Here is an 18,641-nt window from a genome sequence, read left to right as displayed (position 1 = left end):
CTATTGGATCAGCCGAGGATCGCGCTCACTGCCTCGCGGGCGGCGGCGGTGCTGTCCGTTTTCAGGGCTGCGGCGGCCGCTTCCTTGCACTGATCGAGCGTGACCGTCGCCAACTTCGAACCCACGTGCGCGACGGCAGCCGATGCAGCGGACAGAGAGGTGATGCCGAGGCCGACCAACACACAGGCCAGGAGCGGATCGGCAGCGGCCTCGCCGCAGACACCGACCGGCTTGCCTGCCTTGGCTCCCGCGGCAGCGGTGTGGGCGACCAGTGCCAGTACCGCCGGCTGCCACGGATCGGTCAGGCCGGCGAGCTGAGCGGACATGCGGTCGGCGGCCATCGTGTACTGCGCCAGGTCGTTGGTGCCGATGGACAGGAAATCGACGTGCTCGAGGATGTGCTCGGCGAGCAGCGCGGCTGCGGGTACCTCGATCATGACGCCGGGGGTGAGTCCTCGTTCACGGACGTCGGCGGCGAAATCCTTCGCCTCCAACGCGGTTGCGATCATCGGAGCCATCACCCACGGGGAGGAGTCGGTCGCCTTCGCGGCTGCCGCGATGCCGTCGAGCTGGCGGTACAGAATCCCGCGGTCGGCCTCGGCGATGCGGATTCCGCGAATGCCGAGGGCCGGGTTTGCCTCGTCGGGATGCGTGGCGAACCGAAGCGGCTTGTCCGAGCCTGCGTCGAGAGTCCGCACGACGACCTTCTTGCCCGCGAACGCGTCGAGTACCTGGGCGTAGATCTCGGCCTGCTCGTCGACGGTGGGTTCGGAGTCGCGGTCGAGGAAGCACAGTTCGGTACGGAACAGTCCGACGCCGTCCGCTGCACTGGATCGCGCCGCGCGAGCACCGGCACCGTCCTGGACGTTGGCGAGAATGTCGACCGCGTGGCCGTCGGCGGTGGTACCGGGACCGACCCACTGGGACACTCGGTCGAGCTCGTCGCGGGCGGAGACGACGGCGGCGCGGGCCGACTCGGCATCGGGCTCGAGTTCGATCCGGCCGCTGGTGCCGTCCACCGATGCGTTCGTACCCGCGGCGATGTCGTCGAGGCCTGCCACGGCGACGATGCACGGAATGCCCAACTGACGCGCGATGATCGCGGTGTGGCTGGTCGGACCGCCCAGCGAGGTGGCCAGACCCACGATCAGCGCGGGGTCGAGGCCGGCGGTGTCGGCGGGTGCCAGGTCGTCGGCGAACAGCACGGACGGTTCGTCCGGCACCGGAACACCGGGCTCCGGAACGCCGAGGATCTCGGCGATGACGCGATCACGGATGTCGCGCAGGTCGGTCACGCGCTCTGCCATCAAGCCGCCGAGCTGGGTGAACATCGCGGCAAACTTGTCCGTCGCCGCCGCTGTCGCGGTTACGGCCGAACTGCCCTTGGCGATCGAGGAGCGCGCGGCTCCCAGCCAGCCGCGGTCCGTTGCCATCGCGGCGTTGGCCGACAGGACTTCCGAGGCAGCTCCGGTCGCCAGCTCCGCGCGACCGCGCAGTCGAGCGGCGACGGCGTTCGCTGCGGCGTCGAAGACGTCCTTCTCGGCATCTCGATCCGCCTCGGCCACCTCGCCGGTATCGGCAGGGATGGCGGGACGGGCACCGGGGCGGATCACGCGGCCGTATCCCACGCCGGGCACGACAGGCGTGCCGTGCAGCGTGGTCTGCGCTGCTCCGGTTCCGGCTGCATCGACTGTCGTGTCGCTGTGTCCGGTCGACGCGGTGCTAACCGATCCCGTCATGTGGTCCTCCTCGGATCCTGCGTGAACAAAGGTCTTCGTACTGTCCGGCGAGCTGTGGTGGGGGCCATCAGTCGCTTGTGTTGTGACCGAGATTACTCCAAACCCTTGACATGTCAACACACACGGGCGTAAAACAACATAAAGCAACATCAACGAGGAAGGAGACGCAGGTGTACGCAGAAGAACGACAGCACTCGATAGCCGAACTCATCAGCACCCAGGGCCGCGTCTCCGTCAACGATCTCTCCGCCACCTACGGCGTCACAACGGAAACCGTGCGCCGCGACCTCGCCACCCTCGATCGAATGGGTGTCGTGCGCCGCGTCCACGGTGGCGCAGTGCCCGCATCGGCCCTGACCACACTCGAACCGGGCGTCTCGGAACGAGAGTTCACCCGGGCCGATCAGAAGGACGCGATCGCGGCCGCCGCCCTGTCCTTCCTCCCTCCCGTCGGAGGCAGCGCCGTGTTCGATGCCGGCACCACAACCGGTCGACTCGCCGGCTTGCTTCCTCACGATCGCGAACTGACGTTGGTGACCAACTCGGTCCCGATCGCCGCGCGCGCCGCGACGATGTCGAATGTCAACCTTCGACTACTCGGCGGGCGGGTACGCGGGACCACCCAAGCGGCAGTCGGCGACGAAGCGCTGAGCGCCCTCGAATGGCTCCGGGTGGACGTCGCGTTCATCGGCACCAATGCCATCAGCGTCGGGCACGGACTGTCCACTCCCGACAGTGACGAGGCAGCCGTCAAGCGTGCCATGGTCGAGGCAGCCAATCATGTCGTGGTGCTGGCGGATTCGTCGAAGATCGGCCGCGAGCATCTGGTCAGCTTCGCCCGAGTGGGCTCCATCGATGTCATCGTCACCGATAGCGACATCTCGATAAATGACCGAAAGAATCTCAGCGACAAAGGAATCGAGGTGGTGATCGCATGATGGTCACACTCACGGCCAACCCGAGCATGGACCGGACGGTCACACTCGACACGCCGCTCGTCCGTGGCGGCGTCCACCGGGCATCGACGTCGGCCATCGACCCAGGAGGCAAGGGCGTCAACGTCGCTCGCGTTCTCGGCGGATCGGGAGTCGGGGCGTTGGCAGTTCTCCCGGCCAACGTCGGAGACCCCCTGCTCGACGCGATGGCCGCGAAGGGAGTGCGGTATTCCGCGGTTCCGACGTCGGGTCCGGCGCGGACCAACATCACGGTGAGCGAAGTCGGTGGCACCACCACCAAGATCAACGAGCCCGGTGCCACGGTGTCGGAGCGGACCCGTGCGGAGCTGCGGGAGCGGATCCTGGCTCTCGCAGTCGATGCCGAATGGGTGGTTCTCTCCGGTTCGCTCCCGCCGGGCCTCCCCGTCGACTGGTATGCCGAGCTCGTCACTGCCCTGCGTGCCACGTCGGCGAAGGTAGCGGTGGACACCTCCGACGAGCCGCTGCTCGCTCTCGCCGCTGCCTTCCCGGAGTCGGCACCCGATCTGATCAAACCCAATTCCGAGGAACTCGCCCAACTCACCGGGTACGATTCCGAAGAGCTGGAAAGCGCAGCGGCGCAGGGTGATCCGACGGCTGCCATCGCAGCCAGCACGATCCTTCTCGGCCGAGGCGTCGGCGCGGTACTTGCCACTCTCGGCAGTGCCGGAGCCGTACTGGTCACCGAGGACGGTTCCTGGTACGCCAGCCCGCCCCCGATCACCGCGGTCAGCACGGTCGGCGCAGGCGATTCCTCGCTCGCCGGCTACATCCTCGCCGACGCCGAGAACTGTTCCGACGCAGACAAACTCCGCCGCGCCGTCGCCTACGGAACGGCAGCGACCGCGCTTCCAGGCACCACGCTTCCCCTGCCCGAGCAGACCCACCCGAATTCGGTGACGGTCCGTGCGCTCGACATCCCCACCTCCGTCACTCCGTCCACGCTCTCCCCTTCTTCGAACCGTCTCTAGGAGCCTGCAATGTCCACCCCCACCGAAGATCAGCAGATCATCGCCGAGGATCTGATCCTCCTCGACGCCGATCTCGGCGAGTCCAAGGAAGCCGTCATCGAACGCCTCGCAGGCGTTCTGGCTTCCGCGGGTCGCGCAACCGAAACCGATGCCCTGCGCGACGCCGCTCTGGCCCGCGAGGCGCAGTCGGCAACCGGCCTGCCCGGCGGCATCGCCATCCCGCACTGCCGCTCCGAAGCGGTCACCTCGGCCTCTCTCGGATTCGCCCGTCTGAACCCGAAGGTCGACTTCGGTGCCCCCGACGGCCCCGCGGACCTGGTGTTCCTCATCGCCGCTCCTGCCGGTGCCGGTTCGGCCCACATGAAGCTGCTCTCGAGCCTGGCGCGCGCACTGGTGAAGCCGGAATTCGTCACCTCCCTGCGCAACGCGTCCTCGGCCGCCGAGATCGTCACCCTCGTCGACGGGGTCATCAACCCCGCCGCCAAGCCGGCCGTGACGGCCCCGGCCGCAGCTCCAGTGTCGACTGCCAAGCACAGCGCGGCCGCCACCCCGGCCGAGACCACTGCCCCGAAGCACATCGTCGCAGTCACCGCCTGCCCCACCGGAATTGCGCACACCTACATGGCTGCCGATTCACTCGTCGCAGCGGGCGAGCGTGCCGGAGTCACCGTTCACGTCGAGACCCAGGGCTCGAGCGGCAGCACGCCGCTGGACCCCTCGATCATCGCCGGAGCCGAAGCAGTCATCTTCGCCACCGATGTGGGCGTCAAGGGTAGGGAGAGGTTCGCCGGTAAGCCCGTCATCTCCTCGGGCGTCAAGCGCGCCATCAACGAGCCCGACGTCATGCTCACCGAAGCCCTTCGCGCTGCACTGAACCCGGACGCAGCCCGCGTCGGCGGTACCGCAGTGGCCGCAGGCTCCACCGAATCCGCAGGCGAACTCGGCTGGGGCACCCGCATCCGCCAGATTCTCTTGACCGGCGTCAGCTACATGATTCCGTTCGTCGCCGCCGGCGGTCTGCTGATCGCCCTCGGCTTCCTGCTCGGCGGATACGAGATCTCCGGAGTTGCCGAGGACATCGTCGTCAACAACTCCATCACCTCCCTCCCCGAAGGCGGAATCGCCGCCTACCTCGGTGCCGTGCTCTTCCAGATCGGCGCACTGTCCTTCAGCTTCCTGGTGCCCGCACTGGCCGGCTACATCTCCTACGCCATCGCCGACAGGCCGGGACTCGCGCCAGGCTTCACTGCCGGTGCCGTGGCCGTTCTCGTCGGCGCAGGCTTCATCGGCGGCCTCGTCGGTGGTCTCATCGCCGGCTTCGTCGCACTGTGGATCAGCAAATGGAAGATCCCCGCGGTACTGCGTGGCCTGATGCCCGTCGTCATCATCCCGCTGTTCGCCACCCTCATCGTCGGCGCGATCATGTTCCTGCTGCTCGGCAAGCCGCTCGCCGCGATCACCAGCGGACTGACCGACTGGCTCAACGGTCTCAGCGGCTCCTCGGTCATCATCCTCGGCATCATTCTCGGCCTGATGATGTGCTTCGACCTCGGCGGACCGGTCAACAAGGCTGCCTACGCATTCGCAACCGCAGGCCTGTCGGTCACCGACACCGCATCACTGCGCATCATGGCAGCAGTCATGGCCGCAGGTATGGTGCCGCCGCTGGCCATGGCACTGGCCTCGACCGTTCGCTCGCGTCTGTTCACCGAAGCCGAGCGTGAGAACGGCAAGGCTGCCTGGTTCCTCGGAGCAGCATTCATCTCCGAGGGTGCCATTCCGTTCGCCGCGGCCGACCCGTTCCGCGTCATCCCTTCGATGATGGCCGGCGGCGCAGTCACCGGTGCCATGATCATGGCCTTCGACGTCACCCTCAGCGCTCCCCACGGCGGAATCTTCGTGTTCTTCGCCATCGGAAACATCCTGTGGTTCATCGTGTCTCTGGCCGTTGGCACCATCGTCTCGGCGTTCCTGGTCGTCTCGGCCAAGCAGTTCGTCAAGGGCAAGAACGCCCCGACCGAGGCCGAGCTCGATCCGGCACTCGCCACCGTCTGACACTCGCTACGATCGCAACAACCCCACTACGAAGGAGCACCACATGCCCAGCACCACAGTCGCCGTCGGATCCTCGATCGGTCTGCACGCTCGACCCGCAGCACTGATCGCCGACGCCGTCGCCGAAGCCGGCGTGGACGTCACCCTCGCAGTGGCCGACTCCGAGCCCGTGGACGCAGGTTCGGCCCTGATGATCATGACGCTCGGTGCCACCAAGGGCACCGAGGTCACCGTCAGCAGCGACGACCAGGCAGCACACGACAAGGTGGTCGCCCTCGTCGAAGCGGACTTGGATGCCTGACCAGGCTGTTTGGCCAAGCGCCTAGCGAGCACGCATCGATCGCCGGACGGTGAATCCCACCGCTCCGGCGATCAGCACCACACCGGCAGCGACGGCCGCTCGGAATGTCCATTCCGAGTCCGTCGCTGTCGGCGTCTGTGCCGACTGCTCGGGAACGACGGTCGGCGATACCGGCTCCGCAGCAACAGGTTCGGGGGCAGACATCTCGAGATCGACCGCGTCGGAGACCCGCAGGATCGGCGGAAGCGTGGCCTCCGCGGATCCGAATCCGGCCTCGGATGCGATGAGCAAGGAACCGTCGTCGGTGAAGACCGATGCCTCGCCCTGCGGCTGGTCGGGCAAGGCCACCACGGCGCGAGGCGCTGTCGGATCGACCAACGCCGACGCGATGTCCCCGTCCGGCACGCGGAACAGGTAGGCGTCGGTGTAGGTGCGCACTGCGGCCACGGCACCGTCGGCGCTCACCGCTCCCCCGGTCGCCAGTATCGATCCGACCACGAACGGCGGCCCACCGACCGTGTCGGTTGCCGTGAACGCCAGTTCTCCGACCTTGCGCATCGGCGTCGGGCCAGGGCTGGTCAGATCGGCGACGGATTCGTCGCCGGCAGGTACGTACACCCCGCTCACGCCCGAGAGAGCCTTGGTCACGATCACCGGCCTACCACCGGGCTCGATCAGTATCGTCTCGGCGTCGTGCGCGCCGTCGGGGTAGGTCAGTCGGTACAGTTCTCCCGCGCCCGAGGCCGGGTCCATTCGCGTCAATGCCGCTGTCTCGCGGCGCATCCGATTGTCGCCGATGTCCGCCAACCACAGCGAGCCGTCGTACGACGCCAGGTCCTCGACGTCGTACGGGTCGACGGGCACGTCGATCCATCGCGTGACCGCGCAATCGGCACCGAGCACCGCGACCCGATCGTCGGCTCCGCTGTCTCCGATCGCGTAGAGGACGCCGTCGATCGAGGTCAGCCCCGACAACTCCGCGAGTCCAGGATCGGTTGGACCACAATAGGTTTCGGTCTCGATCGGTGCACCCGAGGCGACTCCCCCGAATGCGGCGGCCGAGGCCACGACAGCCACGACAGCACCGCGGGCCACCAGCCGTGGTCCCACCACCGAGGTCAGACGCTGGGCACGATCGCCGTGAATTCGACGAGCGCCGCCGCAAGCGATTGCGGCACACGAGCTTCCACACGCGTGCCCTCTTCCTCGTGGGCCGTCTTCACGATCCGGCCGTCGGTGTGGATTCGCGCCACCAGATCACCACGGGTGTAGGGCACGAGAACATCGACCAACACGTCCGGCTCGGACAGGATCTCGGCCAGATGATCTCGCAGAGCGTCGATTCCCTCGCCGGTCTTGGCCGAGACGAATCGAGCGCCGTCGAGCAGCCCGCGCAGCTGAGTCAGTTGAACCGGATCGGCAGCGTCGATCTTGTTGACCACCAACAACTCCGGCGGCATCTTCGCGTCCTGCTCGCGAACCACCTCGGTGATCACCTCACGCACGGCCTTGATCTGATCGATCGGAAGAGGATCCGAACCGTCGACCACGTGCAGCAGCAGATCTGCATCGGTAACCTCCTCGAGCGTCGAGCGGAACGCCTCGACCAACTGAGTCGGAAGATGCCGGACGAAGCCGACCGTATCGGTCAGCACGATCTCGCGACCGTCCTCGAGCGTCGACTTGCGCGTGGTGGGATCGAGGGTGGCGAACAGAGCGTTCTGAACCAACACACCGGATCCGGTCAGCGCATTGAGCAGACTCGACTTGCCTGCGTTGGTGTAGCCCACGATAGCGATCGACGGCACCGTACCGCTCAGGCGCTGTTCGCGTTTGGTGTCGCGGGCCTGCTTCATGCCCTTGATCTCACGGCGCAGCTTGGCCATGCGCTCACGGATGCGTCGACGGTCGGTCTCGATCTTCGTCTCACCCGGTCCGCGCAGACCCACACCACCGTTGCTGCCTGCCCGTCCACCGGCCTGCCGCGACATGGATTCGCCCCAGCCGCGAAGCCTGGGCAACATGTATTCCATCTGCGCGAACGCGACCTGCGCCTTGCCTTCTCGTGAGGTCGCGTGCTGGGCGAAGATGTCGAGGATCAGCGCGGTGCGGTCGATGACCTTGACCTTGACGACCTTCTCCAGCGCATTGAGCTGAGCAGGGGTCAGTTCACCGTCGCAGATGACCGTGTCGGCGCCGGTCGCGAGGACGATGTCGCGCACCTCCTTGGCCTTACCGGAACCGATGTACGTCGCGGCATCGGGCTTGTCACGTCGCTGCATCAGCGCTTCGAGCACCTCCGAGCCGGCGGTCTCGGCCAATGCAGCCAGTTCGGTCATGCTGGACTCGGCCTGCGCGGCCGTGCCGGTGGTCCAGACTCCGACCAGCACGACGCGTTCGAGCCGCAGCTGCCGGTACTCGACCTCGGTGACGTCGGTGAGCTCGGTGGACAGGCCGGCCACTCGACGCAGCGCGGTGCGGTCTTCGAGCTGCATGTCGCCGGAGGACGGGGAATTCTCGTCGCCGAGCGGAGACCGAGCCAGTCGTCTCGACCACGCGTCGGACTCTTCGCGGGTCCAGGCGGATTCGGTTTCGGGAGCGCCGTCGATGTCGTCGCGACCGTCGTCGACCGGCTCGCCTGCAGGGGATGTTTCATGTGAGTTCGTCATACGAGCTCCATGATCCACGAAAAGCCCAGCGTATGCACGCGGGTTTCGGTCACGTGGGTGCCGAGGCCTGCGCGATCGTCAGGACTGGGCCTTCAGCCACCGGTCGTCGATCTCGCCCCGGGCCAGCAACACCGACGGTCCGCGCAGAGTGGCACCGACGTGATCGATGTTCACACGCACCCGACCGCCGAGCACACCGACGCTCACCTCCCCGGTCTCGAGGCCCTCGTAGGACAGCGCCGCTGCGGCCGCTGCCACGGTTCCGGTGCCACAGGATCGCGTCTCCCCGACACCACGCTCGAACACACGCATCTGGACGGCACCGTCGTCGAGCCTGGTCAGGATCTCGACGTTCGCACCGTGGGGAAAGAACTCGGAATCCAGTGTCGGCGGTTGGGACAAGTCGAGCGCGCCGAGAGATGCGCGTGTCAACGCACCGTCGACACAGGCCAGGTGAGGATTGCCGACGTCGATTCCGATGCCCTCGTACGTCCCGCCCGCGAGGGTCGCCGAGCTCGAGCCCATCAGCGTGACGTCCCCCATGGCCACGGTGACATCGGCGTCGGTGTCGTCGAACGAGTGAACGGTCACAGCGCGTGCGCCTGCCCGCGAACCCACCACGAACTGGTCACGTTGTTCGAGGTCGTGCACCCGCAGGAAGTGCGCGAACACCCGCACACCGTTGCCGCACATCTCGGCGATGGTGCCGTCACCGTTGCGGTAGTCCATGAACCAGTCCTCGGGCTCGACACCCGGCGGCATTCGGTCGAGTACGCCTGCATCTCGGAGCACACCGGCCCGGGCGACGCGCAGAATCCCGTCGGCACCGAGGCCCTGGCGTCGATCGCACAACACCGACACCGCCGACCTGGTGAGTTCGAGCTCGGCTGCCGGATCCGGCAGCACGACGAAGTCGTTCTGAGTTCCGTGGCCTTTGGCGAATTCCATGGTCGCGAGTCTACGGGCGTACGGCTAGGAGGGGTCGATCGCGGACAGCGCGTCCGAGGTCAGCGTCGGCGAGGTGCCGTCGAGCCACCGGACGCGTTCGTCGCGACGAAACCAGGATCGCTGGCGTCGTACGTAGCGTCGGGTTCCGATGAACGTCCGTTCGCGTGCGTGCTCGACGTCGTAGTCCCCCGCCAGCACGTCGAGAGCCTGCGCGTACCCGATGGCCCGCGACGCGGTGACGCCCTCACGCAGTCCCAGGGCGAGCAGCCCTTCCACTTCGTCGAGCAACCCCGTCTCGAACATCAGCCGAGTGCGCTCAGCGATCCGCTTGTCCAGTTCGGCCGTGTCGCGGTCGACTCCCAACACCACCGTGCCCCAGCGAGGTGCACCGATCTTCGGGGCCGATGCCGCGAACGGCTGCCCGGTCAGCTCCACCACCTCGAGCGCTCGGACCATGCGCCTGCCGTCGGTGGGCAGGATCGACGCGGCAGCCTCGGGATCGGCGGCCGTCAACACGCGATGGATCTCCTCGACGCCGTCGCGCTCGAGGACGGCTTCCCATTTCGCTCGAACGACGGGGTCGGTGGCCGGAAACGCCCACTCGTCGAGCAACGACTGCACGTACATCATCGATCCGCCGACGATGATCGGCCGCGAACCCCGCGATCGAATGTCCTCGACGTCGGCGACCGCAGCCTCCTGGTAGCGGGCGACGGTAGCGATGTCGGTGACCTCGAGCACATCGAGTTGGTGGTGCGCAATCCCGCGCCGCTGCGCGACGGGCACTTTCGCGGTCCCGATGTCCATCCCCTGGTACTGCTGCATTGCGTCGATGTTGACGATTTCGCCGCCGAGTTCCTCGGCCAGATCGAGAGCCAGATCGGACTTTCCTGTGGCAGTCGGCCCGATGACCGCGACCGGTGTCGTGGCCGAATCGCTCGCCCCGTCAACCACGAGCCCAGGTCCCCACGAAGTATCCGACCCCGAAGGGCGCACCTCGGTAGAGCTCGGCCGTCGTTGTCGCATCGGCTCCAGCGAGTGCCGCCAGCACCTGCCACGCCGCTCTGCCGCCGACACCGAGCGAAGCGCACAGGTCCGGATCCAGATGCGCCAATGCATCGACGTCGGCGCTCGCGAGGGCATCGTCGATACTGCGCTGGACCCCCTCCGCGCGGTCGTCGAACGATCCGGGTGCCTTCGGAGTCAGTGTGTTCGCCCCGTCTGCCAGCAGCAGAACGCCCCAGGTCTCCGCCGAGGCGTCGAACTCTCGGCGCAGCTGCTCGCCGAACTCGGCGCACGACCCGGGGCTCGCATCGGCCGCGATCGTGCGGACCTCGACCGCAGCGTCGGGCGCTGCCACCCCGCGCAGCCATCCGGCGATCAGAACCGCCAGCGGCAGGTCCGGATCTGCCGCAGAGTGCGCTGCGCCGCCGGACAGGCTCACCACCACGTCGACTCCGAAGCCCCGGAACGTGCCGACGGTGGCCGTGCCGTAGGTGGACGACACGCGGTCGACGCCGACGGCGATCCAGCGGTCGACCGTCGACGCCAGATGGGTGGTCGCGTCAACGGCGGCGGTCCGCAGATCGCCTGTCCGGGCCGCCCCCGCGCCCATCAGTTCGGGGACCAGCAACGGTGGAGAGGGCACCAGGGCCGCGGCACGAAACACGAGTACCACGCTAGTCGGTGGCGCGACTTGCCCCGACGAGTCCACCTCGAGTCGTCTGAGCTGTTTCAATGGTCCGATCGGTCGTCACCTAGTTCAATGGTGTCCAGATCGCGATTGAAGGCAGCCGTGACGCGCGGCAGAGATGAGGAACAATGACCGACCCGAACGCCGGCACTCCCACCACCCCCGAGGCTGCATCCTCGGATGCACCCGCCCAGACCCCCGGTGCGACCGCACCCGGTGCAGCGAACCAGGGCGGACCCAAGCCCGGCGGTGGACCCAAGCCCGGCGGTGGACCGAAGCCCGGTGGAGGACCCAGGCCCGGCGGCCCGGGTCCCGGCTCTCCTCGTCCCGGCGGTTCGGCCGGTGCCAAGCCCCACCCGACCCCCTCCCACGTCCCGACCGCGATCCCGACGGTCGCGCCTGCGAGCGACCCCAGCAAGTTCGGCAGAGTCGACGACGACGGCACCGCATGGGTGACCACCGCCGACGGTGAGCGGCAGATCGGGTCCTGGCAGGCAGGAGACGCGGCGGAAGGACTCGCCCATTTCGGTCGGCGCTACGACGATCTGGCCACCGAGGTCGCTCTGCTCGAAGCTCGATTGACCTCCGGTACCGGCGATGCCAAGAAGACCAAGGCCGCGGCGTCCGCGTTGTTGGAGAGCCTGCCGACCGCTGCTGTGATCGGCGACCTCGATCTGCTCGCCAGGCGACTCGACGCGGTCGTCGAGCATTCGGACGCCGCAGCAGCGGTGGCCAAACACGAAAGGGAGCTCGAACGCGCCGAGCACACCGCGCGCAAGGAAGCCCTCGCCATCGAAGCCGAGCAGATCGGTAGCGAATCGACCCAGTGGAAGCATGCGGGCGATCGGCTACGAGAGATCCTCGACGAGTGGAAGACGATTCGCGGGGTCGACCGCAAGATCGACGATGCCCTGTGGAAGCGGTACTCCAAGGCACGGGAGAACTTCAACCGTCGCCGCGGTGCCCATTTCGCCGATCTCGATCGTGAGCGCGGTGCGGCCAAGACTCGGAAGGAAGAACTGGTCGAGCGGGCCAGAGCCTTGTCGTCGTCCACGGACTGGGGACCGACCGCAGCAGCGTTCCGCGATCTGCTGGTGGAGTGGAAGGCATCCGGCCGTGCCCCACGCGATGCCGACGACGCGCTGTGGAAGAACTTCAAGGCCGCACAGGACGTGTTCTTCGCTGCCCGCAACGCCGCGGCCTCCGAGCGGGACGCCGAGTTCGAGGCCAACGCCGAGGCCAAGGAAGCCCTGCTGGCCAAGACACACATCGATCCGAGCAAGGACCTCGATGCCGCCCGTTCGGCACTGCGCGACCTGCAGGACAAGTGGGATGCCATCGGCAAGGTTCCGCGCGAGAAGATGCAGGAACTCGAGGGCAAGCTGAGGGCGATCGAGAAGTCCGTCCACGACGCGGTGGAGGCCCAGTGGCGTCGTTCGGATCCCGAGGCCGTCGCCCGCGCCGCCCAGTTCCGCGAGCGGGTGGCTCAGTTCGAGGATCAGGCCGCCAAGGCGACCGCAGCAGGCAAGACCAAGGATGCCGAGCGTGCGCTCGCACAGGCGCAGCAGTGGCGCGAGTGGGCCGACGCAGCAGAGAGCGCCGTCGACGAGTTGTGATCGACCGGCACTCCTGACCGGGGGCGGCCGATCGGACCTACGGGGCCGAGTGGCCGTCCCACAGGCGCAGCTTCTGTTCGCCCGACGCGGCGGCGATGCGTCGCTGCTCCTGAGCCGCGAGCTGGGCGTTCGTCTTGTTCCACACGGCCTTGAGCCAATGGAACGTCAACGCGATGACGGCGATCCACGCGATGATCAGTCCGATTCCCGGTCCGGCACCCTGCAGGTTGTCCGGCACGGTCTGCCGCGTCCAGATCGAGAGCATCCCGTACACCGACGACACCGCACATCCCGCGAGGGCGGCCCACGCCAACGCCCAGATACGGGTGACGAGCGCGAGCACCGACATCACCACGCCGAACGTCAGCACCAGCACGACGAAGACGCGTGACGGCAGCGCGATGGACTCGGCAACTGCGGCTTCTCCACCCGTGAGCACGTCGAATCCGCTGGCCGATCCGGTGTGCGGCAACGCGAACGTGACCAACAGGACCAGCACCAGCCCGGCCACGACCATGGCCCGCGCTCCCGGGTCCAGTTCCGTCATCACCGCCCTCTCCGTTCGCCCGAGTTCCTCGGCGGATCGAGAGGGTACGACGCGATCGGGTCCGTCTGTGTCTGTCATGCGGTGCATCCTGTCTCTACCGGTAGCGGCGCCGGTGCGCCGATCGAGGGAAGTCCGAGGCCGACGCCGATCGGTGCCGTCTTCGGCATCACACCGCGTTCGTGGGCGTCTCCTGCTGCCGTACGGCGATGCGTGAGCACGCCGGCGTCGGCGATGAGGTGGTACGGCGCAGCGGCCGTCAGCGTGGTGGTGACGACGTCGCCCGGGCGGATCTCGCTCACGCGATCGGCGTCGACTGCGAAATGCACGAGTCGGCCGTCCCTGGCTCGCCCGCTCATCCGATGCGTCGCGGCGTTCTTGCGACCTTCACCGGTGGCGACGAGTAGTTCGACCTCGGTACCGATCAACTCTCGGTTGGCAGCGAGAACGATCTCTTCCTGCAGAGCGATCAATCGCAGATACCGTTCTTGCACAACCTCTTTGGGGATCTGATCGGGCATATCGGCGGCCGGCGTTCCCGGCCGCTTCGAGTACTGGAAGGTGTAGGCATTGGCGAACTTCGCCCGCCGAACCACGTCGAGCGTCTGCTCGAAGTCCTCATCGGTCTCACCGGGGAAGCCGACGATGATGTCGGTGGTGATGGCCGCGTGTGGCATGACCGCGCGCACCTTGTCGATGATGCCCAGGAACTTGCTCTGCCGGTAGGACCTGCGCATCGCCTTGAGGATACGATCCGATCCGGATTGCAGCGGCATGTGCAGGGTGGGACAGATGTTCGGGGTGGACGCCATCGCCTCGATGACGTCGTCGGTGAACTCGGCCGGGTGCGGAGAGGTGAACCGCACTCGCTCGAGACCCTCGATCGAGCCGCATGCGGTCAGCAGCGACGCGAACGCGCCGCGGTCGCGAGGCATGTCCGGATCGGCGAACGAGGCACCGTACGCATTGACGTTCTGGCCGAGCAGCGTCACCTCGAGTACACCCTGATCCACCAAAGCCTGTACCTCGGCGAGGATGTCGCCCGGCCTGCGGTCGATCTCCTTGCCGCGCAGGGCCGGGACGATGCAGAACGTGCAGGTGTTGTTGCAGCCCACCGAGATCGAGACCCAGCCCGCGTATGTCGATTCGCGTTTCGCCGGCAGGGTCGACGGGAAGGCCTCGAGGGATTCGAGAATCTCGACCTGTGCCCGTTCGTTGTGCCGGGCGCGCTCGAGCAACACCGGCAACGACCCGATGTTGTGGGTTCCGAAGACGACGTCGACCCACGGAGCCTTCTCGACGACGGTGCTGCGATCCTTCTGCGCCAGGCAACCACCGACCGCGATCTGCATGTTGGGGTTTCGCGTCTTCGCGGGCCGCAACATGCCGAGGTTGCCGTACAGCTTGTTGTCGGCGTTCTCGCGCACCGCGCAGGTGTTGAAGACGACGAGATCTGCGTCGGTGCCTGCGTCGGCCGGAACGTAGCCCGCTTCCTCGAGCAGCCCGGACAACCGCTCGGAATCGTGGACGTTCATCTGGCATCCGTGCGTACGCACTTCGTAGCTGCGGGGAACGGACGCCGACGGGTCCGTCACCGGGACGGGATCGGTACTCCCGTGATCGGCCACGTCCACGGTCGGAAAAACACTCGTTTGCACCCCTCCAGGGTACGTCCATCGCACCGACCGGCCCGCCGGGGTCGCGGGCTCCACCACAGACTGTGCAGGGCCGATGCGGGGCAACAGTAAAGTTTCCATTACATAATCGAAGATGACGGGCGAAAACACCGGTCGGCGAGGAAACTACGCATAGGGTTTCGACTTATGACGCACGCCACCGACGCGCCGGCATCGACACCCCCGCCGGGCGCGCCCTCGATGATCTCGCTCAAATCCGTCGACAAACATTTCGGTGATCTGCACGTCCTCAAGGACATCAACCTGGAAGTGCCGGCCGGTCAGGTCGTCATCGTCGTCGGCCCCTCCGGCTCGGGCAAGTCGACTCTGTGCCGGACGATCAACCGCTTGGAGCCGATCGATTCCGGTGCCATCGAGGTCGACGGAGATCTACTTCCCGCGGAAGGCAAGGCCCTTGCGGCCCTGCGCGCCGACGTGGGCATGGTGTTCCAGTCGTTCAACCTGTTCGCGCACAAGACGATCCTGCAGAACGTCATGCTCGCGCCCATGAAGGTACGCAAGCAGAAGAAGGACGAGGCCGAGAAGAGCGCCTTGGCTCTGCTCGAACGCGTGGGAATCGCCAACCAGGCCGACAAGTACCCCGCTCAGCTCTCCGGTGGTCAGCAGCAGCGTGTCGCCATCGCGCGATCTCTCGCCATGAACCCCAAGGTGATGTTGTTCGACGAGCCGACCTCGGCCCTCGACCCCGAGATGGTCAACGAGGTACTCGACGTCATGACCTCGCTCGCCAAGGAGGGCATGACGATGCTCGTCGTCACCCACGAGATGGGCTTCGCCCGCAAGGCCGGCGACCGCGTCATCTTCATGGCCGACGGGGCCGTCGTCGAGGACACCGATCCCGAGACCTTCTTCAAGTCGCCCAAGTCCGAGCGTGCCAAGGACTTCCTCGGCAAGATCCTCGGTCACTGACCCGCTTCACCGTTCACCCCGAATACCCGAACCGATCCCTAAGGACATTCACTGTGAGAATCACCCGACCGCTTCGCTTCGGTGTCGCCATCGCCGCTCTGTCCATCGTCGCCACCGCCTGCGGCGGCGGAGAGGAAGCTCGCACCATCTCGAGCAGCGCCGAGTCCGGCAACCTCATCGTCGGCATCAAGTTCGACCAGCCCGGTCTCGGTCTGCGCAATCCCGACGGCACGTTCAGCGGCTTCGACGTCGAGGTGGCCAAGTACGTCGCCGGCAAGCTCGGTGTCGACGAGGCCAACATCGAGTTCAAGGAGTCCCCCTCGGCGCAGCGCGAGACTCTGATCGAGAACGGCGAGGTCGACTACATCGTCGCCACCTACTCCATCACCGACACCCGCAAGGAAAAGGTCGGTTTCGCCGGCCCGTACTTCGTGGCGGGACAGTCGTTGCTCGTTCGTGAGGACAACACCGACATCACCGGTGCCGATTCGCTCAACGACGGCAAGCGACTCTGCTCGGTCACCGGTTCCACCCCGGCCCAGAACATCGCCGACGAGTACCCCGGCGTGCAGCTGCAGCCGTTCGACACGTACTCCGCATGCGTCGAGGCGCTGCGCAACGGCACCGTCGATGCGGTGACCACCGACGACATCATCCTCGCCGGCTACGCCGCTCAGTCCCCCGGACAGTTCAAGGTGGTCGGTGAGCCGTTCACCACGGAGAACTACGGCATCGGCCTGAACAAGGACGACACCGAAGGACGTAACCAGATCAACGACGCCATCGAGGAGATGGTGTCGAGCGGTGCATGGGAGCAGGCCTTCAACGACACCGTGGGCGCATCGGGCTACCCGCTGCCGACCCCGCCCACCGTCGACCGCTACTGATCGACCCTCTCGTCGTGTTCCGCGAGCGCGTGCGCGCGGAACACGACGGTTGGATCTCGCCGAGCCGTGAGGATCAACAAGCACCGTGAACCTATTGAGCAAGTACGGCGATCAATTGATCGACGCGTTTCTCTCGACCATCTACCTGACGTTGGCATCCCTCGTCGGCGCGCTGGTCATCGGAACGATCATTGCCGCGATGCGGGTGTCACCCATCCCGATCGCGCGTGGCATCGCTGCGACGTACGTCACCATCTTTCGTAACACCCCGTTGACCCTGATCATCCTGTTCACCTCGTTCGGCCTGTACCAGACCATGGGTGTCTCGCTCGCGTCGGAATCGTCCTCGACCTTCCTCGACGACAACAACTTCCGCCTGGCAATCCTCGGTCTGAGTGTCTACACCGCGTCGTTCGTCGCAGAATCTCTGCGATCGGGAATCAACACGGTCCCCGTCGGTCAGGCCGAGGCCGGCCGCTCACTGGGTATGACGTTCACCCAGAACATCTCCATCGTCGTTCTGCCACAGGCGTTCCGCGCCGTGGTCGGACCGCTCGGCAGTGTCGTGATCGCACTGACGAAGAACACGACGATCGCATCGGTCATCGGCGTCGCCGAGGCGTCGTTCCTGATGAAGAACATGATCGAGAACGAGGCCGCGATCTTCGTGGTCGGCGGCATCTTCGCGCTCGGTTTCATGATCCTGACGCTCCCGACCGGGTTGCTGTTCGGCTACATCAGCAAGCGATTGGCGGTGTCATGATGAGTGATGCAGTAGCAGTTCTCTACGACGTTCCGGGCCCGAAAGCGGTGCTGCGCTACCGGATTCTGACCGGGGTCGTTGCCGTCGTCTCGCTGGGCGTCGCGTTCCTCATCTACCGAGCACTCGACTCCAAAGGTCAGTTGACCGCCGAGAAGTGGGATCCGTTCCTCGAATCGACCACGTGGACCACGTATCTGATCCCCGGAATCCAGGGCACGCTGGTTGCAGCGGCGCTCTCGATCGTGTTCGCACTGATCCTCGGTGCCGTCCTCGGTATCGGCCGCCTCTCGGATCATCGCGCGGTACGGATCGTCAGCGGCGCGATCGTCGAGGTGTTCCGCGCAGTACCCGTACTGATTCTGATGATCTTCCTGTACGCGGTCTACGCCGATTACGAGGTCTTCAAGGTCAAGTACCTGGCGTTGGCGGCCGTGGTCACCGGCCTGACGCTGTACAACGGATCGGTCATCGCCGAAATCGTTCGCGCGGGAGTCAATTCACTGCCCAAGGGTCAGCGGGAAGCTGCATCCGCGCTGGGAATGCGCAAGAGCCAGGTCATGCTTCTGGTTCTGCTCCCCCAGGCCGTCACCGCCATGCTTCCGGCGATCATTTCGCAGATGGTTGTGGCGTTGAAGGACTCGGCGCTCGGTTACGTCATCGGGTACGTCGAAGTGGTCCGTTCCGGTCAGCAGGTAGGCGCGTTCTACAGCAACTACCTCCCCTCGCTGATCATCGTCGCCGTCATCATGATCATCATCAACTCCGCGTTGACGAAGCTGGCCACCGTGGTCGAACGTCGTTTGCGTTCGCGTAAGCGCAAAGCCGGCGCGACCGACGTGGTTCCCGCTCTCGACGGTGGTCAGGCAGCCTGATCA

The 18,641-nt window shown here is 66.3% G+C and carries 17 protein-coding genes; 9 read left to right on the top strand and 8 right to left on the bottom strand.

Features of this window, described 5'->3' with window-relative positions:
• Nucleotides 1-8: 8 nt before the first annotated feature.
• On the bottom strand, nucleotides 9-1,739 hold the full coding sequence (gene ptsP, locus CH274_RS07635) for a phosphoenolpyruvate--protein phosphotransferase (protein ID WP_256993498.1): 1,731 nt from the start codon (nucleotides 1,737-1,739) through the stop codon (nucleotides 9-11).
• A 170-nt stretch (nucleotides 1,740-1,909) separates the two neighbouring features.
• Between ptsP and CH274_RS07630 the strand changes: the two genes are divergently transcribed.
• Genes CH274_RS07630 through CH274_RS07615 form a run of 4 tightly spaced genes read left to right on the top strand, consistent with a single transcriptional unit; the run spans nucleotide 1,910 to nucleotide 6,040 of the window.
• Nucleotides 1,910-2,677, top strand: coding sequence for a DeoR/GlpR family DNA-binding transcription regulator (locus tag CH274_RS07630; protein WP_032397896.1), 768 nt, complete (start codon nucleotides 1,910-1,912; stop codon nucleotides 2,675-2,677).
• A complete protein-coding gene (locus tag CH274_RS07625; protein WP_032397895.1) occupies nucleotides 2,674-3,684 on the top strand; it encodes a 1-phosphofructokinase family hexose kinase in 1,011 nt (336 codons plus the stop codon). Before CH274_RS07630 ends, CH274_RS07625 begins: the two co-directional genes overlap by 4 nt.
• A gap of 9 nt (nucleotides 3,685-3,693) precedes the next feature.
• Nucleotides 3,694-5,739, top strand: a complete 2,046-nt coding sequence (locus CH274_RS07620; RefSeq protein ID WP_032397894.1) for a PTS fructose transporter subunit IIABC — start codon at nucleotides 3,694-3,696, stop codon at nucleotides 5,737-5,739.
• Nucleotides 5,740-5,782: 43 nt separating this feature from the next.
• Nucleotides 5,783-6,040, top strand: coding sequence for an HPr family phosphocarrier protein (locus CH274_RS07615; protein WP_032397893.1), 258 nt, complete (start codon nucleotides 5,783-5,785; stop codon nucleotides 6,038-6,040).
• 21 nt (nucleotides 6,041-6,061) lie between these two features.
• On the opposite strand, the gene CH274_RS07610 is transcribed toward CH274_RS07615, so the two are convergent.
• From CH274_RS07610 to CH274_RS07590, 5 genes are all read right to left on the bottom strand, one after another.
• A complete protein-coding gene (locus CH274_RS07610) occupies nucleotides 6,062-7,117 on the bottom strand; it encodes a hypothetical protein (RefSeq protein ID WP_256993497.1) in 1,056 nt (351 codons plus the stop codon).
• Nucleotides 7,118-7,158: 41 nt separating this feature from the next.
• Nucleotides 7,159-8,709 (bottom strand): GTPase HflX, encoded by a 1,551-nt coding sequence (hflX, locus tag CH274_RS07605; RefSeq protein ID WP_200893173.1) that lies wholly within the window; start codon nucleotides 8,707-8,709, stop codon nucleotides 7,159-7,161.
• Nucleotides 8,710-8,787: 78 nt separating this feature from the next.
• On the bottom strand, nucleotides 8,788-9,657 hold the full coding sequence (gene dapF, locus CH274_RS07600) for a diaminopimelate epimerase (protein WP_094657060.1): 870 nt from the start codon (nucleotides 9,655-9,657) through the stop codon (nucleotides 8,788-8,790).
• 24 nt (nucleotides 9,658-9,681) lie between these two features.
• Complete coding sequence (miaA, locus tag CH274_RS07595) at nucleotides 9,682-10,611, bottom strand: tRNA (adenosine(37)-N6)-dimethylallyltransferase MiaA (protein ID WP_094657059.1); 930 nt, start codon at nucleotides 10,609-10,611, stop codon at nucleotides 9,682-9,684.
• Nucleotides 10,604-11,326: a class III extradiol dioxygenase subunit B-like domain-containing protein gene (locus CH274_RS07590; protein WP_179275660.1), complete on the bottom strand. Its 723-nt coding sequence runs from the start codon at nucleotides 11,324-11,326 to the stop codon at nucleotides 10,604-10,606. Before CH274_RS07590 ends, miaA begins: the two co-directional genes overlap by 8 nt.
• Before the next feature lie 152 nt (nucleotides 11,327-11,478).
• Between CH274_RS07590 and CH274_RS07585 the strand changes: the two genes are divergently transcribed.
• Nucleotides 11,479-12,966, top strand: a complete 1,488-nt coding sequence (locus CH274_RS07585; RefSeq protein ID WP_094657058.1) for a DUF349 domain-containing protein — start codon at nucleotides 11,479-11,481, stop codon at nucleotides 12,964-12,966.
• A 37-nt stretch (nucleotides 12,967-13,003) separates the two neighbouring features.
• On the opposite strand, the gene CH274_RS07580 is transcribed toward CH274_RS07585, so the two are convergent.
• Nucleotides 13,004-13,591: an Rv2732c family membrane protein gene (locus CH274_RS07580; RefSeq protein ID WP_032398401.1), complete on the bottom strand. Its 588-nt coding sequence runs from the start codon at nucleotides 13,589-13,591 to the stop codon at nucleotides 13,004-13,006.
• Nucleotides 13,588-15,105: a tRNA (N6-isopentenyl adenosine(37)-C2)-methylthiotransferase MiaB gene (miaB, locus tag CH274_RS07575; RefSeq protein ID WP_094657265.1), complete on the bottom strand. Its 1,518-nt coding sequence runs from the start codon at nucleotides 15,103-15,105 to the stop codon at nucleotides 13,588-13,590. Before miaB ends, CH274_RS07580 begins: the two co-directional genes overlap by 4 nt.
• Nucleotides 15,106-15,387: 282 nt before the next feature.
• Here miaB and CH274_RS07570 point away from each other — a divergent pair, with 282 nt between their 5' ends.
• The 4 genes from CH274_RS07570 (at nucleotide 15,388) to CH274_RS07555 (ending at nucleotide 18,638) form a co-directional block, all read left to right on the top strand.
• The gene (locus CH274_RS07570; RefSeq protein WP_170944851.1) at nucleotides 15,388-16,116 is read left to right on the top strand and encodes an amino acid ABC transporter ATP-binding protein; all 729 of its coding nucleotides are present in this window, start codon (nucleotides 15,388-15,390) and stop codon (nucleotides 16,114-16,116) included.
• 53 nt (nucleotides 16,117-16,169) lie between these two features.
• The gene (locus CH274_RS07565; protein ID WP_045195442.1) at nucleotides 16,170-17,003 is read left to right on the top strand and encodes a glutamate ABC transporter substrate-binding protein; all 834 of its coding nucleotides are present in this window, start codon (nucleotides 16,170-16,172) and stop codon (nucleotides 17,001-17,003) included.
• An 85-nt stretch (nucleotides 17,004-17,088) separates the two neighbouring features.
• The gene (locus CH274_RS07560; RefSeq protein WP_032377154.1) at nucleotides 17,089-17,766 is read left to right on the top strand and encodes an amino acid ABC transporter permease; all 678 of its coding nucleotides are present in this window, start codon (nucleotides 17,089-17,091) and stop codon (nucleotides 17,764-17,766) included.
• Nucleotides 17,766-18,638, top strand: coding sequence for an amino acid ABC transporter permease (locus CH274_RS07555; RefSeq protein ID WP_032397888.1), 873 nt, complete (start codon nucleotides 17,766-17,768; stop codon nucleotides 18,636-18,638). Before CH274_RS07560 ends, CH274_RS07555 begins: the two co-directional genes overlap by 1 nt.
• Nucleotides 18,639-18,641: the final 3 nt, after the last annotated feature.

The organism is Rhodococcus sp. 06-418-5, from assembly GCF_002258285.1.
GTDB lineage: Bacteria > Actinomycetota > Actinomycetes > Mycobacteriales > Mycobacteriaceae > Rhodococcoides.
This window is presented reverse-complemented; position numbering and strand designations above follow the sequence as displayed.

What these genes read in the sequence shown, in the direction of transcription:
- ptsP (WP_256993498.1), bottom strand. Translation starts at nt 1,739, where the DNA reads ATGACGGGATCGGTTAGCACCGCGTCGACCGGACACAGCGACACGACA.
- CH274_RS07625 (WP_032397895.1), top strand. Translation starts at nt 2,674, where the DNA reads ATGATGGTCACACTCACGGCCAACCCGAGCATGGACCGGACGGTCACA.
- CH274_RS07620 (WP_032397894.1), top strand. Translation starts at nt 3,694, where the DNA reads ATGTCCACCCCCACCGAAGATCAGCAGATCATCGCCGAGGATCTGATC.
- CH274_RS07615 (WP_032397893.1), top strand. Translation starts at nt 5,783, where the DNA reads ATGCCCAGCACCACAGTCGCCGTCGGATCCTCGATCGGTCTGCACGCT.
- hflX (WP_200893173.1), bottom strand. Translation starts at nt 8,709, where the DNA reads ATGACGAACTCACATGAAACATCCCCTGCAGGCGAGCCGGTCGACGAC.
- dapF (WP_094657060.1), bottom strand. Translation starts at nt 9,657, where the DNA reads ATGGAATTCGCCAAAGGCCACGGAACTCAGAACGACTTCGTCGTGCTG.
- CH274_RS07585 (WP_094657058.1), top strand. Translation starts at nt 11,479, where the DNA reads ATGACCGACCCGAACGCCGGCACTCCCACCACCCCCGAGGCTGCATCC.
- CH274_RS07580 (WP_032398401.1), bottom strand. Translation starts at nt 13,591, where the DNA reads ATGACAGACACAGACGGACCCGATCGCGTCGTACCCTCTCGATCCGCC.
- CH274_RS07570 (WP_170944851.1), top strand. Translation starts at nt 15,388, where the DNA reads ATGATCTCGCTCAAATCCGTCGACAAACATTTCGGTGATCTGCACGTC.
- CH274_RS07555 (WP_032397888.1), top strand. Translation starts at nt 17,766, where the DNA reads ATGAGTGATGCAGTAGCAGTTCTCTACGACGTTCCGGGCCCGAAAGCG.